The sequence below is a fragment of the Streptomyces ossamyceticus genome, assembly GCF_001418475.1.
Taxonomy (GTDB): Bacteria; Actinomycetota; Actinomycetes; order Streptomycetales; family Streptomycetaceae; genus Streptomyces; species Streptomyces ossamyceticus.
Genome location: NZ_LIQX01000181.1, coordinates 1 through 22963 on the forward strand (window position 1 = coordinate 1; position 22963 = coordinate 22963).

Annotated in this window: 20 protein-coding genes and 1 tRNA gene; 10 read left to right on the plus strand and 11 right to left on the minus strand. The window is 71.5% G+C overall.

Going from position 1 to position 22963, the window contains the following annotated elements; all coding sequences use genetic code 11:
- Nucleotides 1–167 precede the first annotated feature (167 nt).
- The 6 genes from tdh (at nt 168) to AOK15_RS14930 (ending at nt 5122) form a co-directional block, all read left to right on the plus strand.
- Entirely contained in the window at nt 168–1196 is a 1029-nt protein-coding gene (tdh, locus tag AOK15_RS14905) for an L-threonine 3-dehydrogenase (protein ID WP_055516815.1), read from the plus strand.
- A gap of 142 nt (nt 1197–1338) precedes the next feature.
- Complete coding sequence (locus tag AOK15_RS14910; protein WP_055516817.1) at nt 1339–2538, plus strand: glycine C-acetyltransferase; 1200 nt, start codon at nt 1339–1341, stop codon at nt 2536–2538.
- A 66-nt stretch (nt 2539–2604) separates the two neighbouring features.
- Nucleotides 2605–3504: a LysR family transcriptional regulator gene (locus AOK15_RS14915; protein ID WP_055516819.1), complete on the plus strand. Its 900-nt coding sequence runs from the start codon at nt 2605–2607 to the stop codon at nt 3502–3504.
- A gap of 89 nt (nt 3505–3593) precedes the next feature.
- The gene (locus tag AOK15_RS14920; protein WP_055516851.1) at nt 3594–4172 is read left to right on the plus strand and encodes a helix-turn-helix domain-containing protein; all 579 of its coding nucleotides are present in this window, start codon (nt 3594–3596) and stop codon (nt 4170–4172) included.
- Nucleotides 4172–4732 carry a GNAT family N-acetyltransferase gene (locus AOK15_RS14925; protein ID WP_079058496.1) on the plus strand — a complete coding sequence of 187 codons (561 nt, stop codon included), beginning with the start codon at nt 4172–4174 and terminating at the stop codon, nt 4730–4732. The genes AOK15_RS14920 and AOK15_RS14925 overlap by 1 nt, the downstream gene beginning before the upstream one ends.
- 30 nt (nt 4733–4762) lie before the next feature.
- Entirely contained in the window at nt 4763–5122 is a 360-nt protein-coding gene (locus tag AOK15_RS14930; RefSeq protein WP_055516823.1) for an MmcQ/YjbR family DNA-binding protein, read from the plus strand.
- 146 nt (nt 5123–5268) lie between these two features.
- Here the strand turns inward: AOK15_RS14930 and AOK15_RS14935 are convergent, their stop codons facing one another.
- Nucleotides 5269–6219, minus strand: coding sequence for a transketolase family protein (locus AOK15_RS14935; protein ID WP_055516825.1), 951 nt, complete (start codon nt 6217–6219; stop codon nt 5269–5271).
- 119 nt (nt 6220–6338) lie between these two features.
- Nucleotides 6339–7058 (minus strand): thiamine pyrophosphate-dependent enzyme, encoded by a 720-nt coding sequence (locus tag AOK15_RS14940; protein WP_055516827.1) that lies wholly within the window; start codon nt 7056–7058, stop codon nt 6339–6341.
- 185 nt (nt 7059–7243) lie between these two features.
- Between AOK15_RS14940 and AOK15_RS14945 the strand changes: the two genes are divergently transcribed.
- Nucleotides 7244–7317, plus strand: a tRNA-Pro gene (locus AOK15_RS14945).
- A 276-nt stretch (nt 7318–7593) separates the two neighbouring features.
- On the opposite strand, the gene AOK15_RS14950 is transcribed toward AOK15_RS14945, so the two are convergent.
- The 4 genes from AOK15_RS14950 to AOK15_RS14965 form a co-directional block, all read right to left on the minus strand.
- Nucleotides 7594–8163 carry a hypothetical protein gene (locus AOK15_RS14950; RefSeq protein WP_055516829.1) on the minus strand — a complete coding sequence of 190 codons (570 nt, stop codon included), beginning with the start codon at nt 8161–8163 and terminating at the stop codon, nt 7594–7596.
- Between the two features lies 1 nt (nt 8164).
- The gene (locus AOK15_RS14955; RefSeq protein WP_055516831.1) at nt 8165–8536 is read right to left on the minus strand and encodes a hypothetical protein; all 372 of its coding nucleotides are present in this window, start codon (nt 8534–8536) and stop codon (nt 8165–8167) included.
- Nucleotides 8537–8637: 101 nt separating this feature from the next.
- Nucleotides 8638–9621, minus strand: coding sequence for a hypothetical protein (locus AOK15_RS14960; RefSeq protein WP_063798986.1), 984 nt, complete (start codon nt 9619–9621; stop codon nt 8638–8640).
- Nucleotides 9622–9895: 274 nt separating this feature from the next.
- The gene (locus AOK15_RS14965; protein ID WP_157870255.1) at nt 9896–10438 is read right to left on the minus strand and encodes a hypothetical protein; all 543 of its coding nucleotides are present in this window, start codon (nt 10436–10438) and stop codon (nt 9896–9898) included.
- Between the two features lie 204 nt (nt 10439–10642).
- On the opposite strand from AOK15_RS14965, the gene AOK15_RS14970 reads away from it, so the two are divergent.
- Both AOK15_RS14970 and denD read left to right on the plus strand, forming a co-directional pair.
- Nucleotides 10643–12313, plus strand: coding sequence for a helix-turn-helix domain-containing protein (locus AOK15_RS14970; protein ID WP_055516838.1), 1671 nt, complete (start codon nt 10643–10645; stop codon nt 12311–12313).
- Between the two features lie 394 nt (nt 12314–12707).
- On the plus strand, nt 12708–13757 hold the full coding sequence (gene denD / locus AOK15_RS14975) for a D-erythronate dehydrogenase (protein ID WP_055516839.1): 1050 nt from the start codon (nt 12708–12710) through the stop codon (nt 13755–13757).
- Between the two features lie 710 nt (nt 13758–14467).
- Here the strand turns inward: denD and AOK15_RS14980 are convergent.
- The 4 genes from AOK15_RS14980 to AOK15_RS14995 form a co-directional block, all read right to left on the minus strand.
- A complete protein-coding gene (locus AOK15_RS14980; RefSeq protein WP_055516841.1) occupies nt 14468–15238 on the minus strand; it encodes a class I SAM-dependent methyltransferase in 771 nt (256 codons plus the stop codon).
- Nucleotides 15239–15354: 116 nt separating this feature from the next.
- Nucleotides 15355–16554, minus strand: coding sequence for an aminotransferase class V-fold PLP-dependent enzyme (locus AOK15_RS14985; RefSeq protein WP_055516843.1), 1200 nt, complete (start codon nt 16552–16554; stop codon nt 15355–15357).
- Nucleotides 16555–16557: 3 nt separating this feature from the next.
- A complete protein-coding gene (locus AOK15_RS14990) occupies nt 16558–17892 on the minus strand; it encodes a pyridoxal-phosphate dependent enzyme (RefSeq protein WP_055516845.1) in 1335 nt (444 codons plus the stop codon).
- Complete coding sequence (locus AOK15_RS14995) at nt 17889–19385, minus strand: Y4yA family PLP-dependent enzyme (protein WP_240508438.1); 1497 nt, start codon at nt 19383–19385, stop codon at nt 17889–17891. The genes AOK15_RS14990 and AOK15_RS14995 overlap by 4 nt, the downstream gene beginning before the upstream one ends.
- A 495-nt stretch (nt 19386–19880) precedes the next feature.
- On the opposite strand from AOK15_RS14995, the gene AOK15_RS15000 reads away from it, so the two are divergent.
- A complete protein-coding gene (locus AOK15_RS15000; RefSeq protein ID WP_055516847.1) occupies nt 19881–21335 on the plus strand; it encodes a tetratricopeptide repeat protein in 1455 nt (484 codons plus the stop codon).
- A gap of 60 nt (nt 21336–21395) precedes the next feature.
- Here the strand turns inward: AOK15_RS15000 and AOK15_RS15005 are convergent, their stop codons facing one another.
- Nucleotides 21396–22898, minus strand: a complete 1503-nt coding sequence (locus AOK15_RS15005) for a tryptophan 7-halogenase (protein ID WP_055516849.1) — start codon at nt 22896–22898, stop codon at nt 21396–21398.
- Nucleotides 22899–22963: the final 65 nt, after the last annotated feature.

The following is a 22963-nucleotide window of genomic DNA, read 5'->3' on the forward strand; positions in this document are numbered from 1 at the left end:
GTCGGGGTGGGCGGGGTGTGAAGGAAAGCTGCGGCGGAGGTTAAGAAAACCTCGATGGACCCAGGGGGCCGCCGTACGGCAGATTGCTCGGTGATCCCACCCCTCTCCCCGGTACGGGCGTACATGTCATGCCCTGCCGCGGGACCGCACCCACAGGAGCCGTGGCGTTGAAGGCGCTGGTCAAGGAGAAGGCGGAGCCCGGACTCTGGCTCGTGGACGTACCGGAGCCGGAGATCGGCCCCGGAGACGTACTGATCAAGGTGCTGCGGACCGGTATCTGCGGTACCGACCTGCACATCCGGTCCTGGGACGGCTGGGCCCGGCAGACCATCCGCACCCCGCTCGTGGTCGGTCACGAGTTCGTGGGCGAGGTCGTCGACACCGGCCGTGACGTCGTGGACATCAAGCCCGGCGACCGGGTCAGCGGTGAGGGCCACCTGGTGTGCGGCAAGTGCCGCAACTGTCTCGCCGGGCGCCGCCACCTGTGCCGTGCCACGGTCGGCCTGGGCGTGGGGCGCGACGGCGCGTTCGCGGAGTACGTGGCGCTGCCCGCGTCCAATGTGTGGGTGCACCGTGTCCCCGTGGACCTGGACGTCGCGGCGATCTTCGACCCGTTCGGCAACGCCGTGCACACCGCGCTGTCCTTCCCGCTCGTCGGGGAGGACGTCCTGATCACCGGGGCGGGCCCCATCGGTCTGATGGCCGCGGCCGTCGCCCGGCACGCCGGCGCCCGGCACGTCGTGGTCACGGACGTCAGCGAGGACCGGCTGGAGCTCGCCCGCAAGATCGGCGTCAGCCTGGCGATCGACGTCTCCGCGTCGAGCATCGCCGACGGACAGCGCCAACTCGGGCTGCGCGAGGGCTTCGACATCGGCCTGGAGATGTCGGGCAACCCCGCCGCGATGCGCGACATGATCGCCAACATGACGCACGGCGGCCGGATCGCCATGCTCGGACTGCCGTCCGAGGAGTTCGCCGTCGACTGGTCCCGGATCGTCACCTCCATGATCACGATCAAGGGCATCTACGGCCGGGAGATGTTCGAGACCTGGTACGCCATGTCGGTGCTCCTGGAGGGCGGCCTCGACCTCGCCCCGGTGATCACCGGACGCTACGGCTACCGCGACCACGAGGCGGCCTTCGCGGACGCGGCGAGCGGACGCGGCGGCAAGGTCATCCTCGACTGGACCGCCTGAGCCACCGGCCCCCGCGAGCGACAGGTCTCGACCGGCCCGCCTGAGCCACCCGGCCCGCGAGCGACCGGCGTCCACCGGACCGCGCAAGTCATCCGTAATTCCGGGCCCGTACCGCCGGGCCCGCACCCTTGGGAGCCTTTCGATGTTCGACTCCGTGCGCGACGACCTCCGCGCCACCCTCGACGAGATCCGCGCCGCCGGACTGCACAAGCCCGAGCGCGTCATCGGCACCCCGCAGTCCGCGACGGTGAACGTCACCGCCGGCGGCCGCCCCGGCGAGGTGCTCAACTTCTGCGCGAACAACTACCTCGGTCTCGCCGACCACCCCGAGGTCGTCGCCGCCGCGCACGAGGCCCTCGACCGCTGGGGCTACGGCATGGCCTCCGTCCGCTTCATCTGCGGCACGCAGGAGGTGCACAAGGAGCTGGAGGCGCGGCTGTCGGCGTTCCTCGGCCAGGAGGACACCATCCTGTACTCCTCCTGCTTCGACGCCAACGGCGGTGTCTTCGAGACCCTCCTCGGCGCCGAGGACGCGGTGATCTCCGACGCCCTCAACCACGCCTCCATCATCGACGGCATCCGTCTGTCGAAGGCCCGCCGCTTCCGCTATGCCAACCGCGATCTCGCGGACCTGGAACGGCAGTTGAAGGAGGCCACCGAGGGCGGCGCCCGCCGGAAGCTGATCGTCACGGACGGCGTCTTCTCCATGGACGGCTATGTGGCCCCGCTCCGCGAGATCTGCGACCTCGCCGACCGCCACGACGCCATGGTCATGGTCGACGACTCCCACGCGGTCGGCTTCACCGGCCCCGGCGGCCGCGGCACCCCCGAGCTGCACGGCGTCATGGACCGTGTCGACATCATCACCGGCACCCTCGGCAAGGCGCTCGGCGGCGCCTCCGGCGGTTACGTCGCCGCCCGCGCCGAGATCGTCGCCCTGCTGCGGCAGCGGTCCCGCCCGTACCTGTTCTCCAACACCCTCGCCCCGGTGATCGCCGCGGCGTCCCTGAAGGTCCTCGATCTCCTCGAAGCGGCCGACGACCTGCGGGTACGGCTCGCCGAGAACACGGCGCTGTTCCGCCGCCGGATGACCGAGGAGGGCTTCGACCTCCTCCCCGGCGACCACCCCATCGCTCCCGTGATGATCGGGGACGCGTCGAAGGCGGGGCGGCTGGCCGAGCTGCTCCTGGAGCGCGGTGTGTACGTGATCGGCTTCTCCTACCCGGTCGTCCCGCAGGGCCAGGCCCGTATCCGTGTGCAGCTGTCCGCGGCGCACTCGACGGACGACGTGCACCGGGCGGTGGACGCGTTCGTCGCGGCGCGGGCCGAGCTGGAGGGCTGACCGGACCGAGGTGGCGGGCACACGGACCGGTTCGGGGAAAAGCGGCGGTTTGAGAGAATCGGTCCCATGATCGAGGCACGGCGGCTCCACATCCTTCGTGCGGTGGCCGACCACCGCACGGTGACGGCGGCTGCCGCCGCGCTCTATCTCACCCCCTCCGCCGTCTCCCAGCAGCTCACCGCGTTGGAGCAGGAGACCGGCCACCGGCTGGTCGAGCGGAGCGCGAAGGGCGTACGGCTCACCCCGGCCGGCGAGATCCTGCTGAGCCACACCAACGCCGTCCTCGCCCAGCTGGAGCGGGCCGAGGCGGAGCTGGCCGCGTACCGCTCGGGCGCGGCCGGCACGGTCACGGTCGCCTCCTTCGCCACCGGGATCGCCCAGGTCGTCGCGCCCGCCGTGGCCCGGCTCGCCGAGTCGTCCCCCGGTATCCGGCTCCGCGTCCAGGACGCCGAGGGGGACGCGAGCCTCCCGATGGTCCTGGACCGGCAGGTCGACATAGCGGTGGCCGTCGAGTACCGGGGCGCACCCGCCGCCGACGACCCCCGGCTCACCCATGTCCCGCTGTACGCCGAGCCCTTCGACGCGGTCGTGCCCCTGAACCACCGGCTGGCCGACGCCGAGGAGGTGCCGCTCGCGGACCTGGCGAAGGATCCGTGGATCGGGCCGTATCCCGGCAACCCCTGCCATGACGTAGTCGTCCTGGCCTGCGAGAACGCCGGTTTCCAGCCTCGCATGGAGCACTCCTCCGACGACTTCCGCGCCGTCGTCGCCCTCGCTTCCGCCGACGCGGGCGTGGCCCTCGTGCCGCGCTCCGCCCTGCGCGGCATGGACCTGAGCGCGGTCGTCGTCCGCCCCGTCGACGGAGTGGCTCCCACCCGGCGTGTCTTCGCCGCGGTGCGACGGGGGGCGGAGGGGCATCCGCTGATCCAGCCGGTGCTGGAGGCGCTGGGGGAGGCCGCGGGGTAGGTCGGGCGCTGGTGGCGCTGGTGGCGCTGGTGGCGCTGGTGGCGCGCCTCTCTTCCGTGGTGTCTCGTTTCTGGGATAGCATCCCGAATATGGGAATCGCGGAAGAGGTGCTGGACCCTGTCGACATCCGCCTCGCCGCTCGTCTCGCCGAGCTGCGGGCCGAACGGGGCTGGTCGTTGGGGGAGTTGGCGGAGCGCAGTGGGGTGAGCCGTTCGACGTTGTCCCGCGCCGAGCGGGCTGAGACCAGCCCGACAGCGGCGCTGCTGAACCGCCTCTGCCGCGTCTACGGCCGGACCATGTCCCAGCTGCTCAGCGAGGTGGAGGCCGATCCCGTCACCGTCGTCCGCGCGGCCGACCAGGCCGTCTGGGAGGACAGGTCGTCCGGCTTCGTACGGAGGTCGGTGTCGCCGCCCGCCGTCGGACTGCGTGGGGAACTGGTCGAGGGACGGCTCACCGCGGGCGCCGACATCGCGTACGACGGCCCGTCCGTCCCCGGCCTCGAACAGCACATCTGGGTCCTGGCGGGCGCCCTCTCGGTGACGGACCGGGGCATGGAGTACGAGCTGGTCGCCGGGGACTGTCTGCGGATGAGGGTCTGGGGGCCGGTGCGCTTCAGGTGTTCGGGTCCCAAGGACGCGCGGTACGCGCTGGTGGTGGTCGAACCGTGATCGTGATCGAACGGCTCGACCACCGCTCTCGACTGCTGGCGGCCGTGGAGGAGTTGGCGGATCTGCTGGTCCGCACCGTGAACGACGGGGCCTCCGTCGGCTTTCTCGCCCCGCTCGACCGCGCGGCGGCCACGGCCTGGTGGCGGGGGCGGGCCGACGCGGCCCTGGCAGGGGAGCTCGGCGTATGGGTGGCGCGTGACGGGGGTCGGCTGATCGGCACGGTGGGCCTCGTCTTCCCGGACAAGCCCAACAGCGGTCACCGGGCCGAGCTGGTGAAGCTGATGGTCCACCCGGACGGGCGGGGGCGGGGCGTCGGCAAGGCGCTGCTCTCGGCCGCCGAGCGGGCAGCCCTCGACGCCGGTGTCACCCTGCTCCACCTCGACACGGAGACCGGCAGCCCGGCCGAGTACGTCTACGCCAAGGCCGGCTGGACGCGGATCGGGGCGATCCCCGACTACGCGGCGGATCCGCACGGAAACCTGCGGCCGACGTCGATCTACTACAAGCGGGTCGGGCCGACGGCCGATGACACCGCGGGGGCGGCGGCTCCCGCCGGGTGATTGTCAGTGGTGGCCGCTACTGTGCGTCGCATGCCGGATGCTGAAGACGTACGACGTGTCGCCCTCTCGCTGCCCGACACCACCGAGAAGGTGGCGTGGAACATGCCCACGTTCCGGGTCGCGGGCAAGATGTTCGCGACGCTGCCCGAGGACGAGACGTCCATTGCCGTGCGCTGCCCCAAGGAGGAGCGCGACGAGTTGGTGCTGGCCGAGCCGGAGAAGTTCTGGATCGCCGACCACGAGGCGGGGTTCGCCTGGGTGCGGGTGCGGCTGTCCGTCCTGGAGGACGAGCCGGAACTACGGGACATCCTCGCCGACTCCTGGCGCCAGGCAGCCCCGAGCCGACTCCTCGACACCTACCCGGAACTGGGGATACCGGCCGCCGAATAGGGGCCGTTCGACATGACTGGTGTGCACGAGGACAACCGCCGTCGTGGGCGCACGCGGTACACCCTGGCCGAGGCGGGGCAGGACGGGCATGCCTGGGGTGTCTGCGCGGAGGTGGAAGGGCTGTTCGGCGAACCCCCGTATGCACGTCACGCAGGCGTGAGCCGTGGTCCGACTGCCGGGCGGTTGATCCGTGTGTCCAGGAAGTCGGCGATGCTCTTGCGGAGTGAGTGTGCGTCCAAGCCGTGGGCGGTCACGTGTTCCTCGATCTGTCCGTACCGTCGCAGTTTCGGGCGGCCGACCCCGAGGCCCAGGACGCGGTGGGGCACGTCGGCGAGCGCGTCGTTCGCGGCGGCCGTGGACGTGCCCGCCAGATACGGCTCCACCAGCACCACGTCGGTGCCCGCCGCCTCGGTCGCCCGGCGCAGGGCGCCCGCGTCGAAGGGGCGCATGGTGGTCGCGTACAGCACCGTCACATCGAGCCCTTCCGTCGCCGCGAGCACGGCGTCGAGCATCGGCCCGACGGCGACGACCACCCCCCGGCGCCCCTCGCGCACCGTGAGGAACCGCTGCCCGTCCACCGCCAGCGCACATTCGTTCGACTGCACCGACAGGCGGACGTACACCTTGTCGTCCTTGGTCTTGCCCGCGCCGACCGCGTGCCGCAGCAACGCCTCGGCCTCGTCGGGGTGGCCCGGCACATGCACCGTCCAGCCGTCGAGCGTGTCGAGCAGGGCCACGTCGCCAGGTGCCATGTGCGTGTAGCCGCCGGCGGGCCAGTCGAAGGAGGCGGCGGCGCTCACCAGGACCGCGCCCACGTCCTGGTGCCCGAGATCCAGCTTCACCTGCTCGAAAGGTCGCTCCACCAGGAAGCTGGCGAAGGTGTGCATCACCGGCCGCATCCCGGTCAGCGCCAGGCCCGCGCCCGTGCCGATCAGCAGCTGTTCCCGGATGCCGACGTTGACGACCCGGTCCGGATGTCGTCGCTCCGCCTCCGCGAAGCCGTCCCTGCCGATCTCGGCGAGGACCACCGCGACCCTGGGGTCCTCGTCGAGCAACCGGGTGACGACAGGGGCGAAGCGTTCCCGCATGGTGTCCATGAGTGCGGAGTGTCCTTTCGGAAGAGGTATGAGAGGGGAGAAGAGGGCCGTCGCGGGAGAGCGCCGGCCCGGTCAGGTCCGGCTGGGTGCAGGGCCGTCGCGGGAGAGCGCCGGCCCGGTCAGGTCCGGCTGGGTGCGGGCGCGTGCTTCGGCTCCACACGGGCGACCACGACCCGTGGGCGGCCCGGATGCGGGGCGGTGAACGCGGCGTGGAGCGCCTCGTGGTCACGGCCGTCCACCGTGTCCGCGGACCAGCCCGCCGCCTCGAACCGCGCGGCGATGCCGCCGGGCCGTGCGTGGCTGGCGGAGGAGTTGTCGATCACGATCGTGTGGAGCCGGTCGAGCCCGGCCGGGCCCGCGAACGCGATCGCCTCGTGATTGCTGCCCTCGTCCAGCTCGGCATCCCCGATGAGCACCCACACCGCCGGATCGGGCCGACCCTGGGCGCGCAGGCCGAGCGCCGTCCCCACCGCGATCGGCAGGCCGTGGCCGAGCGAGCCGCTGCCGATCTCGGCGCCCGGCACCAGCACCCGGTCCGGGTGGTGGCCGAGCGGCGAGTCGTACGAGCCGAATCCGGGCAGCCACTCGAGCGGGAGGAAACCCTTGGCGGCGAGCACCGCGTAGTACGCCATCGGCCCGTGCCCCTTGGAGAGCAGGAACCGGTCGCGCTCCGGGTCGTCCAGCCGCTCCGGCCCCACCCGCAGCACCCGGTCGTACAGCACCCACAGCGCGTCCAGCGTGGACGTCGCGGCGGGGCCGTGCTTCTCGGCGCCCGTCATCAGCGCCATCAGCCGGGGCAGATCCGTGAAGCCGTAGGTACGTTCCGTCATGGTCGTCATGCAGGGCAGCGTGCTACCTCAACCAAAGTTGAGGTCAAGCGGTGATCGTGGACGAGTCCTCGGCACCGCCGAGCCGACCCCCCGGCCGGCCGCCGCCGCGATAAACGGGTGCGCGATCACCGGCCCGAGTGCGGTATTGTTTCCGTGCGCGTTCGGCCAGGGGAAAGCCCAGGTCAGGCGGGCAACGGGACGTGGCGCAGCTTGGTAGCGCACTTGACTGGGGGTCAAGGGGTCGCAGGTTCAAATCCTGTCGTCCCGACTTTACGAAGTCGAAGGTCAGGGCTGGTTTCGGAGGCATCCGAAACCAGCCCTTGATCATTCTTGGGGTCCAGTCGGGGGCCGGCGTTCTGGACCGGGGTCAGCGGGTCGCGACGATCGGGCTCGGCGGCGAGCGAGGAGCGCGCAGCACGCCGAGGCGGACGGAGAGCGCTGCGCCGGCGGCCGTGATCTTGTGGTCCGACGCCGCACGGTTCGGATCTGGCTGGTGTCGATGCCTCGGGACAGCGGCTAGGGTGCCCTGCTGGTGCACCGCACCCTAGCGCCACGCGGTGAAGCGCAGCGGTACCGCGGCCGGCAGGGTGGGGTAGACCTTGGTCCATCGTTTTGTCACGCAGTCCACGACCTTCGTTTCGCTCTGGGCCGAGGAGGCGAAGTCCATCAAGTTGTGCTCCCTGTGTGTCAGTGCGACGCCTTTGTGCCGCAGGCAGTCGCTGACCGCTGCCCGCAGTGGTGTGGCCATGACCTGGGTGTGTGCCTCGACGAAGGTGGGTTCGATGAGTGACAGGTGGGCGGTGTTGCAGCGCTGTACGGCCTTGTTGAAGACGTTCGGCTTGCCCTTGAGAGTCATGTCGTAGATCAGGGTCAGGTTGTCCGCCGGGCTGCGTACGGGGTCGCTGACGGGGTAGCCGGCGTCTCTGACGCAGGAGATGAATCGGCCCATGGCCGTGCGGTATTCGGCCGTGCTGACCTTTCCGTCCTTGAGTGCCCAGTCCTGTCCTGGCAGAGGGATGTCGCCGGAGCTTTCCTGGCCGCCGTCCGGGCGCGCCGGAGCGCAGCCCGTGACGGCGGCCAGAATCACCGCGACGATGATCGTCGCCTTGCGCACGTCAGGAATAGGTCACGTTGCAGGCGTCACAGCCCCAGTGCAGGCCGTTCCGGGCCGACGAAGTGGAGTTGTGGGTGGCGTAGGCGGAACTGCTGTTGCCGTACACGCGGGCCGTCCAGGCGCCATCGCTCCTGACCAGAGCCGCGCTCAGTCGGCCGGCGCAGTCACCCGACGACTTCTGGGTCTGCGCCCAGCTCTGGCGCCCTGTGAAGCCACTGGACACGTAGTTCTTCCCGCAACTGCGCTCGACGGTGCGGTTGTTGCCCAGGGCCTGGGCGTCCGTGGAGATGAGCAGGGGAGCGATCGCCAGCATCGCCGTCATGCCGGCGGCCGCCGCGGTCTTCCGTGTGGGCCAGGCGAATTTCACTGTCATTGCGTTCACGCTTCCTTCCGGAGCCGGAATTCGTGACACAGACGCTAGGGACCTCGGGGTGGTGAACGAACCCTTTGCGTTCCGCCGCAAGGGGCTTGCGCTCAGCGGCCGTGCACCAGGGAGGTTCCCAGAGTCGTGCGGGTGTGCAGCACGCAGGAGCCGGCCCGTTCCGTGACCACCAGGCCTGCTCGGCGCAGCGCGGCGGCGTGCCGACTGGCCGTGGCGGCGGAGGTGCACAAGCGCGTCGCGAGTGCGGTGGTGCTGTGGGCGGTGTCGAGGGAACGCAGCGCGGCGGCACGAGTGGAACCGATCAGCTCATCGAGTCCCCGACCGCCCGGCCCGAGTTCGGCCGTTGAAGGAATCCACAGCGGACCCCGGGCGACCGGATAGATCAGGACGGGTGGCAGTTCGGGATCGGCGAGTGCGATCGGATGGTCGTGGCAGAAGTGGCTGGGGATCAGCAGCAGACCGCGCCCGTCGAGGCTGAGATGCCGGGTCACCGGATAGTCCACTTCGAGTTTTGGAGGGCGCCAGCGCGCCGAGGGGCCGAGGCTGCCGAGCAGGGCTTCACTGCCCTGGTCAAGAGCTCTTCGCGCGAAGCGGGCCGCCTCGCGACCGGCGCGCTCCGCCGCGTCGGAGGCATAGGGGGCCATGACGGTGGCGTGATAGCGGTGAAGTGCGTTGCCGAGCCTGCGCAGGGCACGAGGCCGGCCCGCGCCGATGTCGTCGAGCCAGGACGGCGGATACGGCCGGCTGTCGACGAGCCGGCCGATCTCAGCGCGCAGGCGCTGCCTGCCAGTGGACATTACTTTGTCGATACCGGAGCCGAGGACCGTGATGTGTCCCGATGGCGTCAGGAAGTCGGGAAAGTAGGAGCTGTTGGGAGCGAGGGTGGTCAGAAGGTGCACGTCCTGGCCTATTTCCGCCTTGGTCAGCGCTTTGCGGGCGAGCCGGTTCCACGGCGCGAAGAAGGCGTGCGGGCGGACAAGTTGGTGAAGACTTAGGACCATTTCCCACATTACGTCCGGTTGTGAGGCCACACGAACACGTCCGAGATCGGTACCGCTGAAGTGAATGCGGAGCACGGTTCCCCCTGTGAATCATGTGCTGGTGGCCGATGACGGTGAGACGTTGCTTCAGGGCATATGGGTGTCAATGTCCTTGAACTTCTCCCCGACAACGGCCAGTTGTCTCTCTCCCCCGGCGAGAAGGTGGAGCCCGGCTGAAGGCCCTCAGCCCTTGTCCGGATGTGGCCCGGGTGAGCCGCGAGCCGGCGACCGGCAGGTAGGCAACCGCGAGAAGCTCGGCTTCCGAGGCGGTCGGCGTAGACGAGCGCGTTCTTGAAAGCGCGAGGTCAGACTAGTCCGACCACCAGAACCTGTTGGCGTTGGGCGTCTTCACATCGCCGACGTTCGCGCACCAGGTGACACGCTTGCCGTTGTCCGTGGCGCCCATGGTCGTACGCGCACAGGCACGCATCACGCGACCCTTCACGCCGCTGCCGGAGTGGCGGTACCACTTGGAGTAGAACTGCTTGTTCTTCTTGTCGGTGCTGACACCGCCACAGCCCTGCCAGTTCTTGCCCTCGTCGTAGCTGATGTCGACCCACACACGGTCACCCTTGCGCACCTTGCCGCTGAGGCGGGCCGCGGAGTAGTCCGGCCACTTGCCGGTCGAAAGGATCAGGACACGGCCGTGATTCTCCGTCACGCCGTTGTTGTACTTCTTGTCGCCCGCGCCCTTGTGGCTGAGCTTGGGCGGCATGCTCTGCTCCTTGTACGTGCACTTGTCGCCCTGCCCCATGGCGCTGATCCCGGCGGCGGCCGCCGTACCACCGGCGAGCGTGGCGGTGAGCGTGGTGGCCATGGCCGTGGCCGTGAGCACGCGTCGGACTCGTGACATGTGGTTCGTCCCCGTTCTGTTGCTCGTTCTCCTGCTCGTTCGTTCAGCGAGATCAACTGTGCTGTTCCGCTTCGGCCGAGGGCCAGTGATCTCGCGTCTCAAGTCGGCGTGGGACGTTGGCCGCCCCGTTGACCTGTTGTGATACAGACGGTTTGGGACGGGCGTGGAATGCTGGACCGGGGACGGAGCCAGGTGTCACGGGGGTTGGACGGCTTGGACGGCATACGGGAAACCCAGGAGTTGGCCGCCCTTCTGGAGGCGTTGAAGAGGCGAAGCCGCCTCAGCTACCAGGAGCTGGGACGGCGGGTCTTCATCAGCAGTTCCACCCTTCACCGGTACTGCAATGGCAAGGGCCTGCCGACGGACTACGGCCTCGTCGTCCGTATCGCCAAGGAGTGCGGAGCCGACGCGGACGAGCTCAACACACTGCTGCGCTGCTGGAAAGCCGCGACAGGGCAGGAGCGGGGGCAAGGGCCGACGCGGGAAGTGGGACCGACGCGGGAAGCGGGCCCGGGGCAGGAGCAGAGGCCGGATGCCGGGCGGACGCCGGACTTCGGGCTGCGGCGGCCCATGGGCGTGAGGTTCGTCCTGGCCACTGTCATGGCACTGGCAGTTCTCTGCACCGCCGCCGGGAGCGCCCCGTACGAGGTGGCCCCGTCGGCGGCCGTGCCGGTGCCGGCCGGGTCGGCGAGCTGGGAGCAGACACCGAGTCCCGTCGATCCGGAGCTGTTCGGCGTGACGATGAACAGCTTCAGCGGGGCCATGCCGTCCTTCCGGACCGGCGCGCTGAGGCTGTGGGACAGCGAGACCCGCTGGGCCCAGCTGGAACCCGTACGCCGGGAGTACGACTGGTCGACGCTCGACCGGCTCCTCGACGGCGCCGAACGCGAGGGCCTGCCCACGTTGTTCGTCTTCGGCGGTACGCCCGCCTGGGCCGCCCCGGGCGCTCGGAAGGCCGCGTATCCGGACGGTTCCCGAGCGGCGCCGCCGGACGACCTCGACGACTGGGAGGCGCTCGTACGCGCTCTCGTAAGGCACGCGGGCGCTCGTATCGACGCGTACGAGCTGTGGGTCATGGCCAACCACGAGCACCACTACAACGGCAGCGTCGACACGCTCGTCGAGATGACCCGGCGGGCGAGCCGCGTCATCCGGGAGGCGGACCCGGACGCGACCGTGGTGTGTCCCTCGATCACCGAGCTGTGGACGGCCGAGGCACACGAATACCTGCTGCGGTTCGCCGAGTCGGGCGGCTACCAGTACTGCGACGCGGCGGGGATCAAGCTGTACCAGCGACAGTTCAACGACCCGCCGGAGACCATGCTGGAGGCGGTGCGTGATGTCGACCGGACGTTCCAGCGAGCGGGGTACCACCTGCCGCTGTGGAGCACCGGCACCACGCAGACCGTGACGCTGAACGATCCGCTGGAGGAAGAGAGAGCGGCCAACCACGCGGTCCGCTTCTATCTGACGGGTCTGTACGCACGGAAGCGAAACCTGGCCCGCATGTACTTCTACGCCTGGGGCAACGGCAATATCCCCGTTGTCCTCCAGGCCGAGGGCCAACCACCCACCAAGGCGGGCCTGTTCGTCGCCCGCCTCCAGCAGTGGCTGGCCCGCGCATACCTCCGCTCCTGCGGACACGGCCTCCAGATCGCCCTGCCCGAGAACGTATGGCAATGCGAATTCCTCATCCCTGATGAACGAGGCACTCTCCGCACGGCCCGCATCCGCTGGACCCACGCAGGCACAGCCGACACCCGCGCCGGTACCGGCGCCCGCAGCATCGAGTACCTGGACAACTCCGGCCGCGAGGTCGACCACCGTGACACGGTGCGCGTCACGGAACGGCCGGTACTGATCCGCTACGGCTGAGCGAGCCCGGCTGCGGCGGGACGGTGGACCCGACGACATCGACGCGATCTTCAAGCAAAGGAACTCCAAGGGGGTCACGATCCTGGCCGAGCCTCATGACGCGGGGTCCGGGCTGACCTTCCGCGCAACGGATCACCGACGGTCGGCCGGATCCCTGATGGCAGGGGCGCAGAAGGGCGCGACGGCTGCCGCTTTCGTCGGGCGGGCGAAGGTCTGGTTCGCCGCCCACGGCATCGACCTCCGCCAGCAGCAGCCCGGGGCGCGGTCTTGGGGACCGGATGGAAACCACACGGCTGCTTCAGCGGCGATCTGAGGCGGTCTTAGCCTTTGCAGGGAGCCATCCTTGGCATGCTGCACTCCAGATCCGAGCAACCAGGCACCGGGGAGGCATCGCATGAGGATCGTCATCACGGGGGGCTTCGGCTTTCTGGGGCGGCTGGTCGCAGGCGCGTTGTTGGAGAGGCGGACGTTCGGTGGGGCGCCGATCGAGCGCCTGGTGATCGCCGACCGGGTCGTGCCGGACGGCGAGCCCTTGGCGTCCGACCCGCTCGTGGAGGTCGTACCGGGCGAGCTGGCGGATCGGCTCGACACCGTGTTCGCGGCGCCCGTGGACCTGGTCATCCATCTCGCCGCCGCCGTCTCCGCCGAGTGCGAGGCCGACTTCGACCTCGGGATGCGCGCGAACCTCGACACCACCCGCGCCCTCCTCGAGGCCGCCCGGACCCAGTCGGTCCTCGGCGGGCCGACCCCACGGCTGGTGTTCTCCAGCAGCGTGGCGGTCTACGGCCCCGACCCGGCACTGCCGCTCCCGCCCGTCGTCAGCGAAGCGACCCTGCCCACGCCACGCTCCAGCTACGGCATCCAGAAACTCATCTGCGAGCAACTGATCGCGGACCACACCCGGCGCGGCTTTGTCGACGGACGGGTCGCCCGCCTGATGACCGTCGCCGTGCGGCCCGGCAAGCCGAACGCGGCCGCCTCCGGATTCCTCTCCGGCATCATCCGCGAACCCCTCGCGGGCCTCCCCGCCGTCTGCCCCGTACGGCCCGACCTGCGGGTGACCCTCGCCTCGCCCCGCCGCACCGTCGCGGCCCTGCTGCTCCTCGCGGAGGTCGAGCGCGGCACGGGACCGGGGCAACTCGACGGGGGACTGCCGGTCAACCTTCCGGCGCTCACCGTCTCCGTCGCCGAGATGATCGCCACGCTGCGGCAGGTCGCCGGTGACGCCGTCGCCGACCTGGTCACCGTCGCCCCTGATCCCGCCGTCGAGGCCATCGTGGGCTCGTGGCCGTCCGCCTTCGACCACTCCCGCGCCGCCGCGCTGGGGCTGGAGCCCGACCCGGACTTCGCTTCGGTGGTGCGGGACCACCTCGCCGGTTACCCGAGGGAATCGCCGGCCGCCCCGCGGTGTCGTGTTGAGCGAGGTCGTCGCCGGCGGCGGTGAGACCTGGCTGATCGGTTCGCGGGACGGCACGCAGGTACTGCTCCGCCGGGACGGGAGCGTCCGGCGGGACGTGCCCGTGCCGCCGGGAGCCGTGTACGGCCTGCACATCCTGGCGGCCACGACGTGTGGGCCGCGGGCGCCACCGGCGCGAGCGCGGCCGTGTCGAACGGGGACGGGCAGACATGGCGGCAGACCGTCGTGGACGGCTTCCCGAGGTCCGCCGTGTCCACCGTGCCGGCGGTCTCACCGGCCGAGGTGTGGGCCGGCGGCACGGCCGGGTTCATCGGCGGGCCGCCGGGCCGGCCCGTCCCGCCCCTGTTGGCCCGCTTCGACGGGCAGACGTGGAGCCGGGTGACCGTGCCGGCCGACTTCGGCGCGGTCACCTCACTCGCGTCCACCCCGTCCGGCGCGCTGGGCTGGGCGTCGGTGGCCCGCTCCCAGAAGTGGGGCCCGCCGGGCGGCGTGCCCCTCGTACCCGGACCGGCCTTCCTCGCCTGGAACGGGCAGACGTTCACCGAGTACGGCGAACCCGAGGTGGCCGGGGAGGGCGGCTCCTCGATGCCGCGGCTGGCACCTGTACCGGGCACGGCGAGCGTGTGGTCCGTCGGCCGCGCCGCCGGCCCCGAGGGCACGTTCGCCCCACGCATCCTCAGATCGGCTGAGCCTCCTCCCCCGCGCGGGGCGCCGGAAGGACCGGTGCGCCGGAACGGTCAGTCCTTCAGCGCGACCAGGACATGGCTGTCGCCGTACTGCCAGACAGGCGTGATGTGGGCGAAGCCCGCCGCGCGCAGGAGTTCGACGTGGCACGCCAGGGGCAGATCGTTGTCGTTGCCCTCATGGTTGCCGGACGCGGCCCGCCGCTTCTCACGCTGCGCGAACAGGTCGGCCAGCTCCGGGTCCTCGGCCGCCGCGGCCCACCAGGACCGCCAGTCCTCGTGCTCGCGGGTGCGCGACCGCTCGGCTCGCCGGCTGCCCACCACGGAGGTGAGGTCCGAGCACCGGCCGTCGTCCAACGCGAAATGGTCGCCGTTGACGAGGGCGCCACCGGACCGCAGCAGGGTGAACAGACTCCGGTACGTACGCAGCAGGGTCCGCTCGGAGAGGTAGTGGAGCGCGGTGGTGGAGACGACCGCGTCCAGGGGGCGGTCCAGGCCGAGGGCGTCGGTCCAGCCGGCTTCGCCGACGACGGCGTCGACGAAACGGGCGGCGTTCGCGTGGTGCGTGCGGCCGAGTTCGAGGAGCAGCGGGTCCATGTCCACGGCGACGATCTCGGCGGTCGGGAGCCGTGCGGCGAGCCGCGCGGCCATCGACCCCGGGCCGCAGCCGAGGTCGAGCAGGAGCGGCCGGGTCCGGTCGGTGGTGACGTGCTCGACGATGTCGGCGATGACCGTGAACCGCTCCTCGCGGGCGACGGCGTAGTGCTGCTGCTGGCGTTCCCAGCGGTCGATCCACACCTCGGCCGTCTCCATGCTCACGCCCATGGCCTCGCGTCGCCTCCTCCGTCTCGCGCCGCCGGTTGTGATCAAAATCTACCGGTTGTTGGAAACGGTTTCCATTCGCGTGGGTGGGGACGCGGGATGCCGGGTGCGCGGCCCCGCTACGTCAGCCCCGCCAGCACACCCAGCAACTCGTCGATCTCCCCCGCCGTGTTGTAGACGTGCACGCTCACCCGTACCGAGCCGTCCCGTCTGTCGGTGCCGGCCTGGCAGAGGTTGTCGGCGCGGACCATGAAGCCGTGGCTGTACAGGATGAAGCCCAGGTCGTCCGAGGGGATGTCGCGGTGGCGGAAGGTGACGATGTCGTGGCGTCGCTGGACCGGGGAGTCGGCGGCCAGGCTGGCCCGGCAGCCGAGGACCTCGTACGGGGCGAGGTGGCGCAACCCTTCCGTGAAGCGGGCCGTGAGTGCCCTGGTCCAGCGGGCGATCCGGTCCGGGCCGGTGGTGTCCAGCCAGTCCAGCGCGGCCTCCAGCGCAGCGATCCCCGCCGTGTTGGGGGTGCCCTGCCAGCCGCCCGGACGGAACTCCGGCCCACGGGCGGGGGAGTTGCGGGCCCACACGGCCCCGGAGCCGGGCAGGGCCAGGGCCTTGTGCCCGGAGAACGCCACGAAGTCCACGTCGAGGCGGTCCATGGAGAGGGGGAGGTGCCCGACGCTCTGCGCGGCGTCGAGGCAGATCGGTACGTGCGGGCCGACGGCCTCGCGCACGCGGTGCACGTTCATGTCGCCGCCGTACACGTGATGGACGTGGGTGACGGCGACGAAGCGGGTGCGCGGCCCGATCACCGAGGGCAGCGCCCGGTGGTCGTAGTCGCCGGACGACTCCTGGTACGGCAGCGGCCTGACCCGTACGGTGACGCCCTGCCGCGCCAGCAGGTCCCGGACCTCCAGCCAGGGGTCCAGGTTGGCCCGGTGGTCGGCGAAGGGGACGAGGATCTCGTCGCCGTCCGAGAGGAGGTCCGCGAGCCAGTCGCGGGCGATCGTCCGCAGTCCCTCCGTGGTACCGCCGGTGAAGTGGACGCCCGAGAGGTCCGGCGCGGGGTCGCCGAGGAATTCCTTGACGCGCCGCCGGGTGCGGTCCACCAGGGCCGTGGTGCGGTTCGCCCAGGGGTAACCGCCCCGCCCCGCGTTCGCGTTGGCGGTCGTGAGATAGGTCTGCACGGCGTCCAGGACGTCCTGCGGCTTCTGTGTGGTGGCCGCGCTGTCGAGGTAGGTGACGTCCGGGTGCGCGGTGATGATGGGGAACTGCTCCCGCACCGCACGCTGCCAGTCGGCCAGCTCCTCCAGATCCGTTCCCGGCATGGGTCAGTCCCTCACCAGTGGGGCGCCGGCGTCGCGCCACGCGACGATCCCGCCGGACAGGCTGCGGACGTCGGGATGGCCCATACGGGTCAGCAGCGCCGCGTAGCGGGCCGACTTCTCGCCGACCGGACAGGCCAGCAGCACCGGCTGCCGCTTGCTGAACGGCAGGCCGCCGCGGACGAGTTCCTCGAACAGCTCGTCGGTGATGTTGACCGACCCGTCGATGTGCAGCGCCGCGTAGGCCTGCGGCCCGCGCAGATCCACCACCAGCGGCCGGGGCGCGCCGTCCTCGATCCACCGCCGTGCCTCCGCCGCGTCGATCACCGCGGCCTCCGCCCGCACCTCCGCGTCGGACAGCGCCGACGCCGAGTGCCGGCGGGCCGTCCGGCCCAGCAGCTCGGGGCGGCGCTGCCGTACGTACCCGAGGTAGCTCTCGGCGCGGTCGCAGACGATGAAGACCGCCGTCCGCCGTTCACCCTCCGCCAACCCGGCGTCCAGCGGGCGGAGATGGCGTACCGCGCCGTGGAAGGCGGCGCCGCCCGTGGGGCCGGTCAGCAGTCCGCAGCGGCGGATCAGGGTCAGCATCCCGTCGATGGCCTCGTCGGCGGTCACCGACTCGATCGTGTCGTAGGTCGCCGGGTCGAACAGTCCCACCTGGTGCACCTCGTCGATGGTGCGGATACCGGGGATGAAGTCCGACTTGTGGGCGACGAGGCCGACCACCCGTACACCGGGGTCGTGTTCGCGCAGGACGCGGGCCACGCCGGTGGAGGAGCCCGCCGTGCCCACGCACGCCACGAACCAGTCGGGGGCGCGGCCGTCGAGGTCCTTGACGATCTCCGGACCGGTGCCCGCCGCGTGGGCCTCGGTGTTGCGCGGGTTGAAGTACTGGTCGGTGTGCAGATACGTGTCGTCCGGGCCGGTGAGGGTCTGGTGGAAGCGGGTCAGCGGGTCGTCGGTGTCGGTCGGGTCGAGACACTCGCTCTGCCCCGGCAGTTCCTCGATCTCCGCGCCCAGCAGCAGGAGCAGGTCCTTGATCTCGGGGACCCGCATCCGGTTGGTGACGCTCCTGAAGCGCAGCCCGTGCATCCCCGCCAACAGCGCCAGGGCCTTGGCGGTGTTGCCGCTCGACAGTTCCACGACCGTCGCGCCGCGCTCCGCCGCCGCGGCGAGTCCTGGCCCGGCCATGTGCCAGGCGGCCCGGTCCTTCACCGAACCGAACGGGTTGAGCATCTCCAGCTTGGCGTACAGGTCGATGTGGCGCAGCCCGTGCACGGCCGGGTCGATCCGTACCAGCGGCGTGTTGCCGATGGCCTCCGTGATGCTGTCGTACCTCATGAAACCGGTCCACCCGCTTCCGTGATCGGCCAGTACTCCTCGTCGAGACGCCACCTCCAGGAGTCCCGCTCCCGGGTGACGGCGACCGTGCGGGCGAGCGGCTGCCGCTGCGCACGGTGGGCGTGGAAGTCCATCGCGTATCCGGCGGTGTTGGCGAACGCCAACAGGTCGCCCACGGACGGCGGCCGGGGCAGGTGGACCCTGCGGCGAGTGATCAGATCGGCCTCCAGGCAGAGATTGCCCGCGAGATAGACCCCCACCGGTCCCTCGTCGGCGTCCGTGCGCGCTCCGGGGCGGGGGACGAGGACCGGGTCGACGAGTACCCCGTGCTCCTCCAGGCTGACGTCCCCGGCGTTCATCCCGAGCCGTACCAGCAGGTCGCCCGAGTCCGCGTCGGCGCGGCGTACGTCGAGGACCCGCGCCAGCGTCAGTCCGCACTGGTCGACCAGGGCCCTGCCCGGCTCGACGGCCAGGTCGTAGAGGTGCTCCAGGAGCAGGGTGGCCGCCGGGCGGCCTGTGGCGGGGGCGGGGTGACGGAGCAGTTCGTCGAGGTAGCCGGGGCCCGCGGTGGGGCGGTGGGCCGGGTAGAGCGCCGGAGCGCCGCGCAGGGTGCCGCCCTCGTTGCGCATCCCGTAGCCGTGGCCGCGCCATGTCAGGGCGGGGCGGGTACCGAGCACGGCCTCGGCCAGCTCGGTGGTGTAGCGCTCCCACTGGGCGGCGTCGGCCACGTACCCGACGCCGAAGCCGCCGCCGATGTCGATGACCCGGGGGTCCAGGCCGCGGGCGCGGCACGCGTCCATGACGGCGACGCAGGTCTCCAGCGCGACGGCCTTCTCCGCGATGCCGGTGGTGTCCAGGTGGTAGGCGACCCCCGTCAACCGGACCGCGTCCGCGTGCTGTTCGACCGCGTCCACCAGGGAGTCCACCTCACGCACCGGCGAGCCGAAGCGGCTGCGGCGGAAGAGGACCCGGGTGCCCGACGCCGCGGACGGGGACGACTCGAACTCCGACAGCCGCAGCAGGACGTCGGCGCGGGGCAGACCGTACTTGCGCACCAGGGCGGCCAGTTGGTCCAGCTCGGCGGGGGAGTCGAGGTTGACGCGGGCGCCGGTGCGGGCGGCCAGCCACAGGAACTCGGGGTCCTTGGGGCCGGTGGCCATGATCCGGTCGGGGGTGAAGCCGCACTCCAGCGCGTGCCGCAGTTCGCCCAGCGAGGCGACGTCGATGCCCACCGCGGCCGGGTCGGTCGCCGTCAGCCGCCGCACCAGGCTGTGCGCCTGGTTGGCCTTGTGCGCGTAGTACACCCGGCCGCCGAGACGGTGGTCGCGGTAGACGGCGCGGAAGCCGGCCGCGTTGTCGGCGATCCGGTCGGGCAGCAGGACGTTGAGCGGTGAGCCGAGCGAGTCGGCGAGCGTGTGCAGGAAGGGCGCGGCTTCCAGTAACGCGTCGAGCGGTGGTTCCAGTCGTGGTCGCAGATACAAAGGCGTACGCACGGCAGGCGGCCCCCTCTGGTGTGCACCGGCGATGGCGGCTCCCGGCAGTCGAGGACCGCCGTGGAGTACCGGCAGGCCTCACACAGCCGTTCGGGGATCAGCATTTCCCGGCGAATGTCCCTTTAAGCCCTGGGATGCGCCCTGGTCTCCGCCATCCTGAGGTCCGGGAAGCACCGTCCGGCGACGGGTTCACGCCGGGGTGCCCGAGGGGCGCGGGGCGCCGCGCACGGCGGCGACAGTGCCGTTGGCGTATGCGACGCGCGGAACCGGGAGGGGGACACACACAGGGCCCCCCTTGCTCGGACGGCCGACGCACCCGGCTCCGGCGCTCCGCCGACCGGCGCCGACCGGGGGCGCACGGGGGCGAGGCGCGTCGCTCCGCGTGTTCCCGGTGGACCGGACGGAGCGCCGCTCGCTTTGATGGGGGTGGCGCGGGCCCCGCGCCACCCGGGGGTGAGCCAACCCCCACCGCACACGCCCCGGAGTGGAGCCGCCATGGTGACGGATCGGTACGGCAACCCCCTGTTCGAGTGCACCGCCGAGGCGGCGGCGCATCTGGACCGGGCCGTGGAGGGGCTGCTGTTCTTCCGCCCCGAGTTCCCCACCGCCGTCGCCGACGCCGTCGCGGCATCCCCCACGGCACCGCTCGCCCGGGCGTTCTCCGCCTACCTGGGTGTGCTGGGCACCGAGCCGCGCGACGCCGCCGAGGCCCGCCGCCGCTTCACCGCGTACGCCGCCGGCCTCGACCGCTCGGTGCTGCCCCGCAGGGAACGCATGCACCTCGCGGCGGCGGAGGCCTGGCTCGGCGGCGACATGGGCACGGCGGCCCACGTCCTCGAAGAACTCGTCGTGGACAACCCCCGCGACCCGCTGGCCCTCGCGGTCGGCCACCAACTGGACTTCTTCACCGGCGACGCGACCCGGCTGCGGGACCGGATCGGCGGGGCGCTCCCGGCCTGGGACGCCGACGACCCCCACCGCGGGCCCCTGATGGGCATGTACGCGTTCGGGCTGGAGGAGTCCGGGCACTACGACCGCGCCCAGGAGGTCGCCCTCGCCGCCGTGGAGCAGAACCCCCGTGACGTCTGGGCCATCCACGCCGTCGTCCACGTCCACGAGATGCGCGGCCGGTTCGCCGACGGCATCGACTACCTCGACGCGCGACTCGACGACTGGGCGAGCGGCACCCTCCTCACCGTGCACAGCTGGTGGCACTACGCCCTCTACGCGCTGGAGGCCGGCGACACCGACACGGCCACCCGGATCTACGACGCCGTACTGCACCACGAGGACTCCAGCGGATTCGTCATGGAACTCCTCGACGCAGCCTCCCTGTTGTGGCGGTTCCTCCTCGCGGACCTGGACCAGGACGCCCGTTGGCAGGCCCTCGCCGACGCCTGGGCGGCGCGCGCCGACCCGCCGTACTACGCCTTCAACGACGTGCACGCCGTCATGGCGTTCGCCGGTGCGGACCGGCTGGCCGAGGCGGACGCGTTCCTCGCCGAACGGCGACGCTGGCTGGAACACGACGACGCCCGCCGGACCACCAACCACACGATGACCGCCGAGATCGGCCTGCCGGTCGGCGAGGCGCTGGTCGCGTACGTCCGAGGGGACCACGACACGGTGGTCGACCTGCTGTGGCCGCTCCGCCGCCGCGTGCACACCTTCGGCGGCAGCCACGCCCAGCGGGACGCCGTCCAGCGCACCCTCCTGGAGTCGGCCCTGCGCGCCGGACGCGCCGACCTGGCAGGCCGGCTCCTCGGGGAGCGCGCCGGACTGAGCCCCCACAGCCCCTACAACTGGCTGGGCCAGGCCCGGCTCGCCGAAAGCCTCGGCGATGCCGGCCGCGCCGCCGTCGCCCGCGACACGGCGAACGAGCTGGCCGCGACCGCCGCGACCCGGCTGCACCGGCGGCTGCACGGGCCGTATCTGGCCCGCACTCCCTGAGGGGCCGCCGATCAGGCTGCGCGGCCGTATCCGGCCCACGCTCCCCGAGGGGCCGCCGCCTCAGGTCGCGGTGACGGCCCACCCCAGGCCGTCCTCCGACGTCACCAGGCCGCCGGGCAGCAGCGGCGCCTCCTGCTCCAGCGGCCCGCCGAGGAGACCGCGTTCCTGGAGCACCGATCCCTCGTGGAAGGTCTGCCGGAACGCCGCGGACTCGTACAGCGGATTGCGGTGGCCGTCGGAGTCGGGGAGTCGGCCCACGACCCGGTCGAGGTCCGAGGAGGCGGCGGTCAGCCGCGCACCCGCCTCGGCGGGCGCGGCGAGCGCCGCGTCCCCGGAGGCCAGCCCGCCCACCAGCTCCACGAACGACTCCAGCTCGGTCGCGCCGACGTTGGTGACCTTGCGGGCCTTCCAGAAGTACGACCGCTCGTCCTGGTGCAGGTCGTAGAACGACATCAGGAACTCGTAGAACAGCCCGTACTCGTGCCGGTAGCGGGCCTCGAACTCCCCGAAGCAGCGGGCCTCGTCGAGGGTGCCGTCCAGGGTGCTGTTGATCGCCCGGGCCGCCAGCAGCGACCCGTACGTGGCCAGGTGCACGCCGGACGACAGCACCGGGTCGACGAAGCAGGCCGCGTCGCCGACCAGCACCATGCCGGGCCGCCACAGCCGGGTCTTCCAGTACGACCAGTCCTTGCGGACCCTGACCTCGTCGTAGGGGGCCTCGCCGGCCTGCGGGGCGCCGTCGACGAGGTCCCGTATCTCCGGGCACGAGTCGATCAGCCGCCGCCAGGCCGCCGTCGGATCGCCCTGGACGGCCGCCGCGTGCTCCCTGCTCACCACCGCGCCCACGCTGGTCAGTTCGTCCCGCAGCGGGATGTACCAGATCCAGCCCTCGTCGAAGGTGGCGCAGAAGATGTTGCCGTCGTTCGGCTTCGGCAGCCGCCTGCCCCCGGCGACGTACCCGAACACGGCGATGTTCCGGAAGAAGTCGGAGTAGGTCCGCTTTCCGCCGACGTGCGTGTGGATCCGGCTGGTGTTGCCCGAGGCGTCCACGACGTACCGGGCCCGCGCCTCCCGGGTCCTGCCGTCCGGCCCGGTGCAGCGCACGCCCCGCACCCGCTCCTCGTCGGCGACGACGTCCGAGACACGGCAGCCCTCCCGTACGTCCACGCCGACCCGGCGGGCGTTGTCCAGCAGGATCGCGTCGAAGCGGTTCCGCTCGACCTGGTAGGCGAACGACGTGGGGTCGGACAGCCGCGGGGACAGCGCGAAGGAGAACTGCCACGGGTCCCGGTTGCGGCCCCAGCGGAAGGTCCCGCCGCGCTTGAGCTTGAACCCGGCCCGCGCGACCTCGTCCTCGACGCCCAGGATGCGGCACACCCCGTGCACGGTCGACGGCAGCAGCGACTCCCCGATCTGGTAGCGGGGGAAGGTCTGCTGGTCCAGCAGGAGCACCCGGTGGCCGCGCAGCGCGACGGCCGACGCGACGGTCGACCCGGCCGGGCCCCCGCCGACGACGATCACATCGAACTCCTCCGACGGCGTCTCGGATCGCGTGACAGTCACTGGTCTCCTTCAGGGGTCGACACCGGCGGGGCGGCGGGTACGGGGGTGGACGAGGCGGCCGGGTG

Excerpts from the sequence above, each read along its gene's own strand:
- AOK15_RS14910 (WP_055516817.1), top strand. The coding sequence starts at position 1,339 with ATGTTCGACTCCGTGCGCGACGACCTCCGCGCCACCCTCGACGAGATC.
- AOK15_RS14915 (WP_055516819.1), top strand. The coding sequence starts at position 2,605 with ATGATCGAGGCACGGCGGCTCCACATCCTTCGTGCGGTGGCCGACCAC.
- AOK15_RS14920 (WP_055516851.1), top strand. The coding sequence starts at position 3,594 with ATGGGAATCGCGGAAGAGGTGCTGGACCCTGTCGACATCCGCCTCGCC.
- AOK15_RS14930 (WP_055516823.1), top strand. The coding sequence starts at position 4,763 with ATGCCGGATGCTGAAGACGTACGACGTGTCGCCCTCTCGCTGCCCGAC.
- AOK15_RS14935 (WP_055516825.1), bottom strand. The coding sequence starts at position 6,219 with ATGGACACCATGCGGGAACGCTTCGCCCCTGTCGTCACCCGGTTGCTC.
- AOK15_RS14940 (WP_055516827.1), bottom strand. The coding sequence starts at position 7,058 with ATGACGACCATGACGGAACGTACCTACGGCTTCACGGATCTGCCCCGG.
- AOK15_RS14955 (WP_055516831.1), bottom strand. The coding sequence starts at position 8,536 with ATGACAGTGAAATTCGCCTGGCCCACACGGAAGACCGCGGCGGCCGCC.
- AOK15_RS14965 (WP_157870255.1), bottom strand. The coding sequence starts at position 10,438 with ATGTCACGAGTCCGACGCGTGCTCACGGCCACGGCCATGGCCACCACG.
- denD (WP_055516839.1), top strand. The coding sequence starts at position 12,708 with ATGAGGATCGTCATCACGGGGGGCTTCGGCTTTCTGGGGCGGCTGGTC.
- AOK15_RS14980 (WP_055516841.1), bottom strand. The coding sequence starts at position 15,238 with ATGGGCGTGAGCATGGAGACGGCCGAGGTGTGGATCGACCGCTGGGAA.
- AOK15_RS14985 (WP_055516843.1), bottom strand. The coding sequence starts at position 16,554 with ATGCCGGGAACGGATCTGGAGGAGCTGGCCGACTGGCAGCGTGCGGTG.
- AOK15_RS14990 (WP_055516845.1), bottom strand. The coding sequence starts at position 17,892 with ATGAGGTACGACAGCATCACGGAGGCCATCGGCAACACGCCGCTGGTA.
- AOK15_RS15000 (WP_055516847.1), top strand. The coding sequence starts at position 19,881 with ATGGTGACGGATCGGTACGGCAACCCCCTGTTCGAGTGCACCGCCGAG.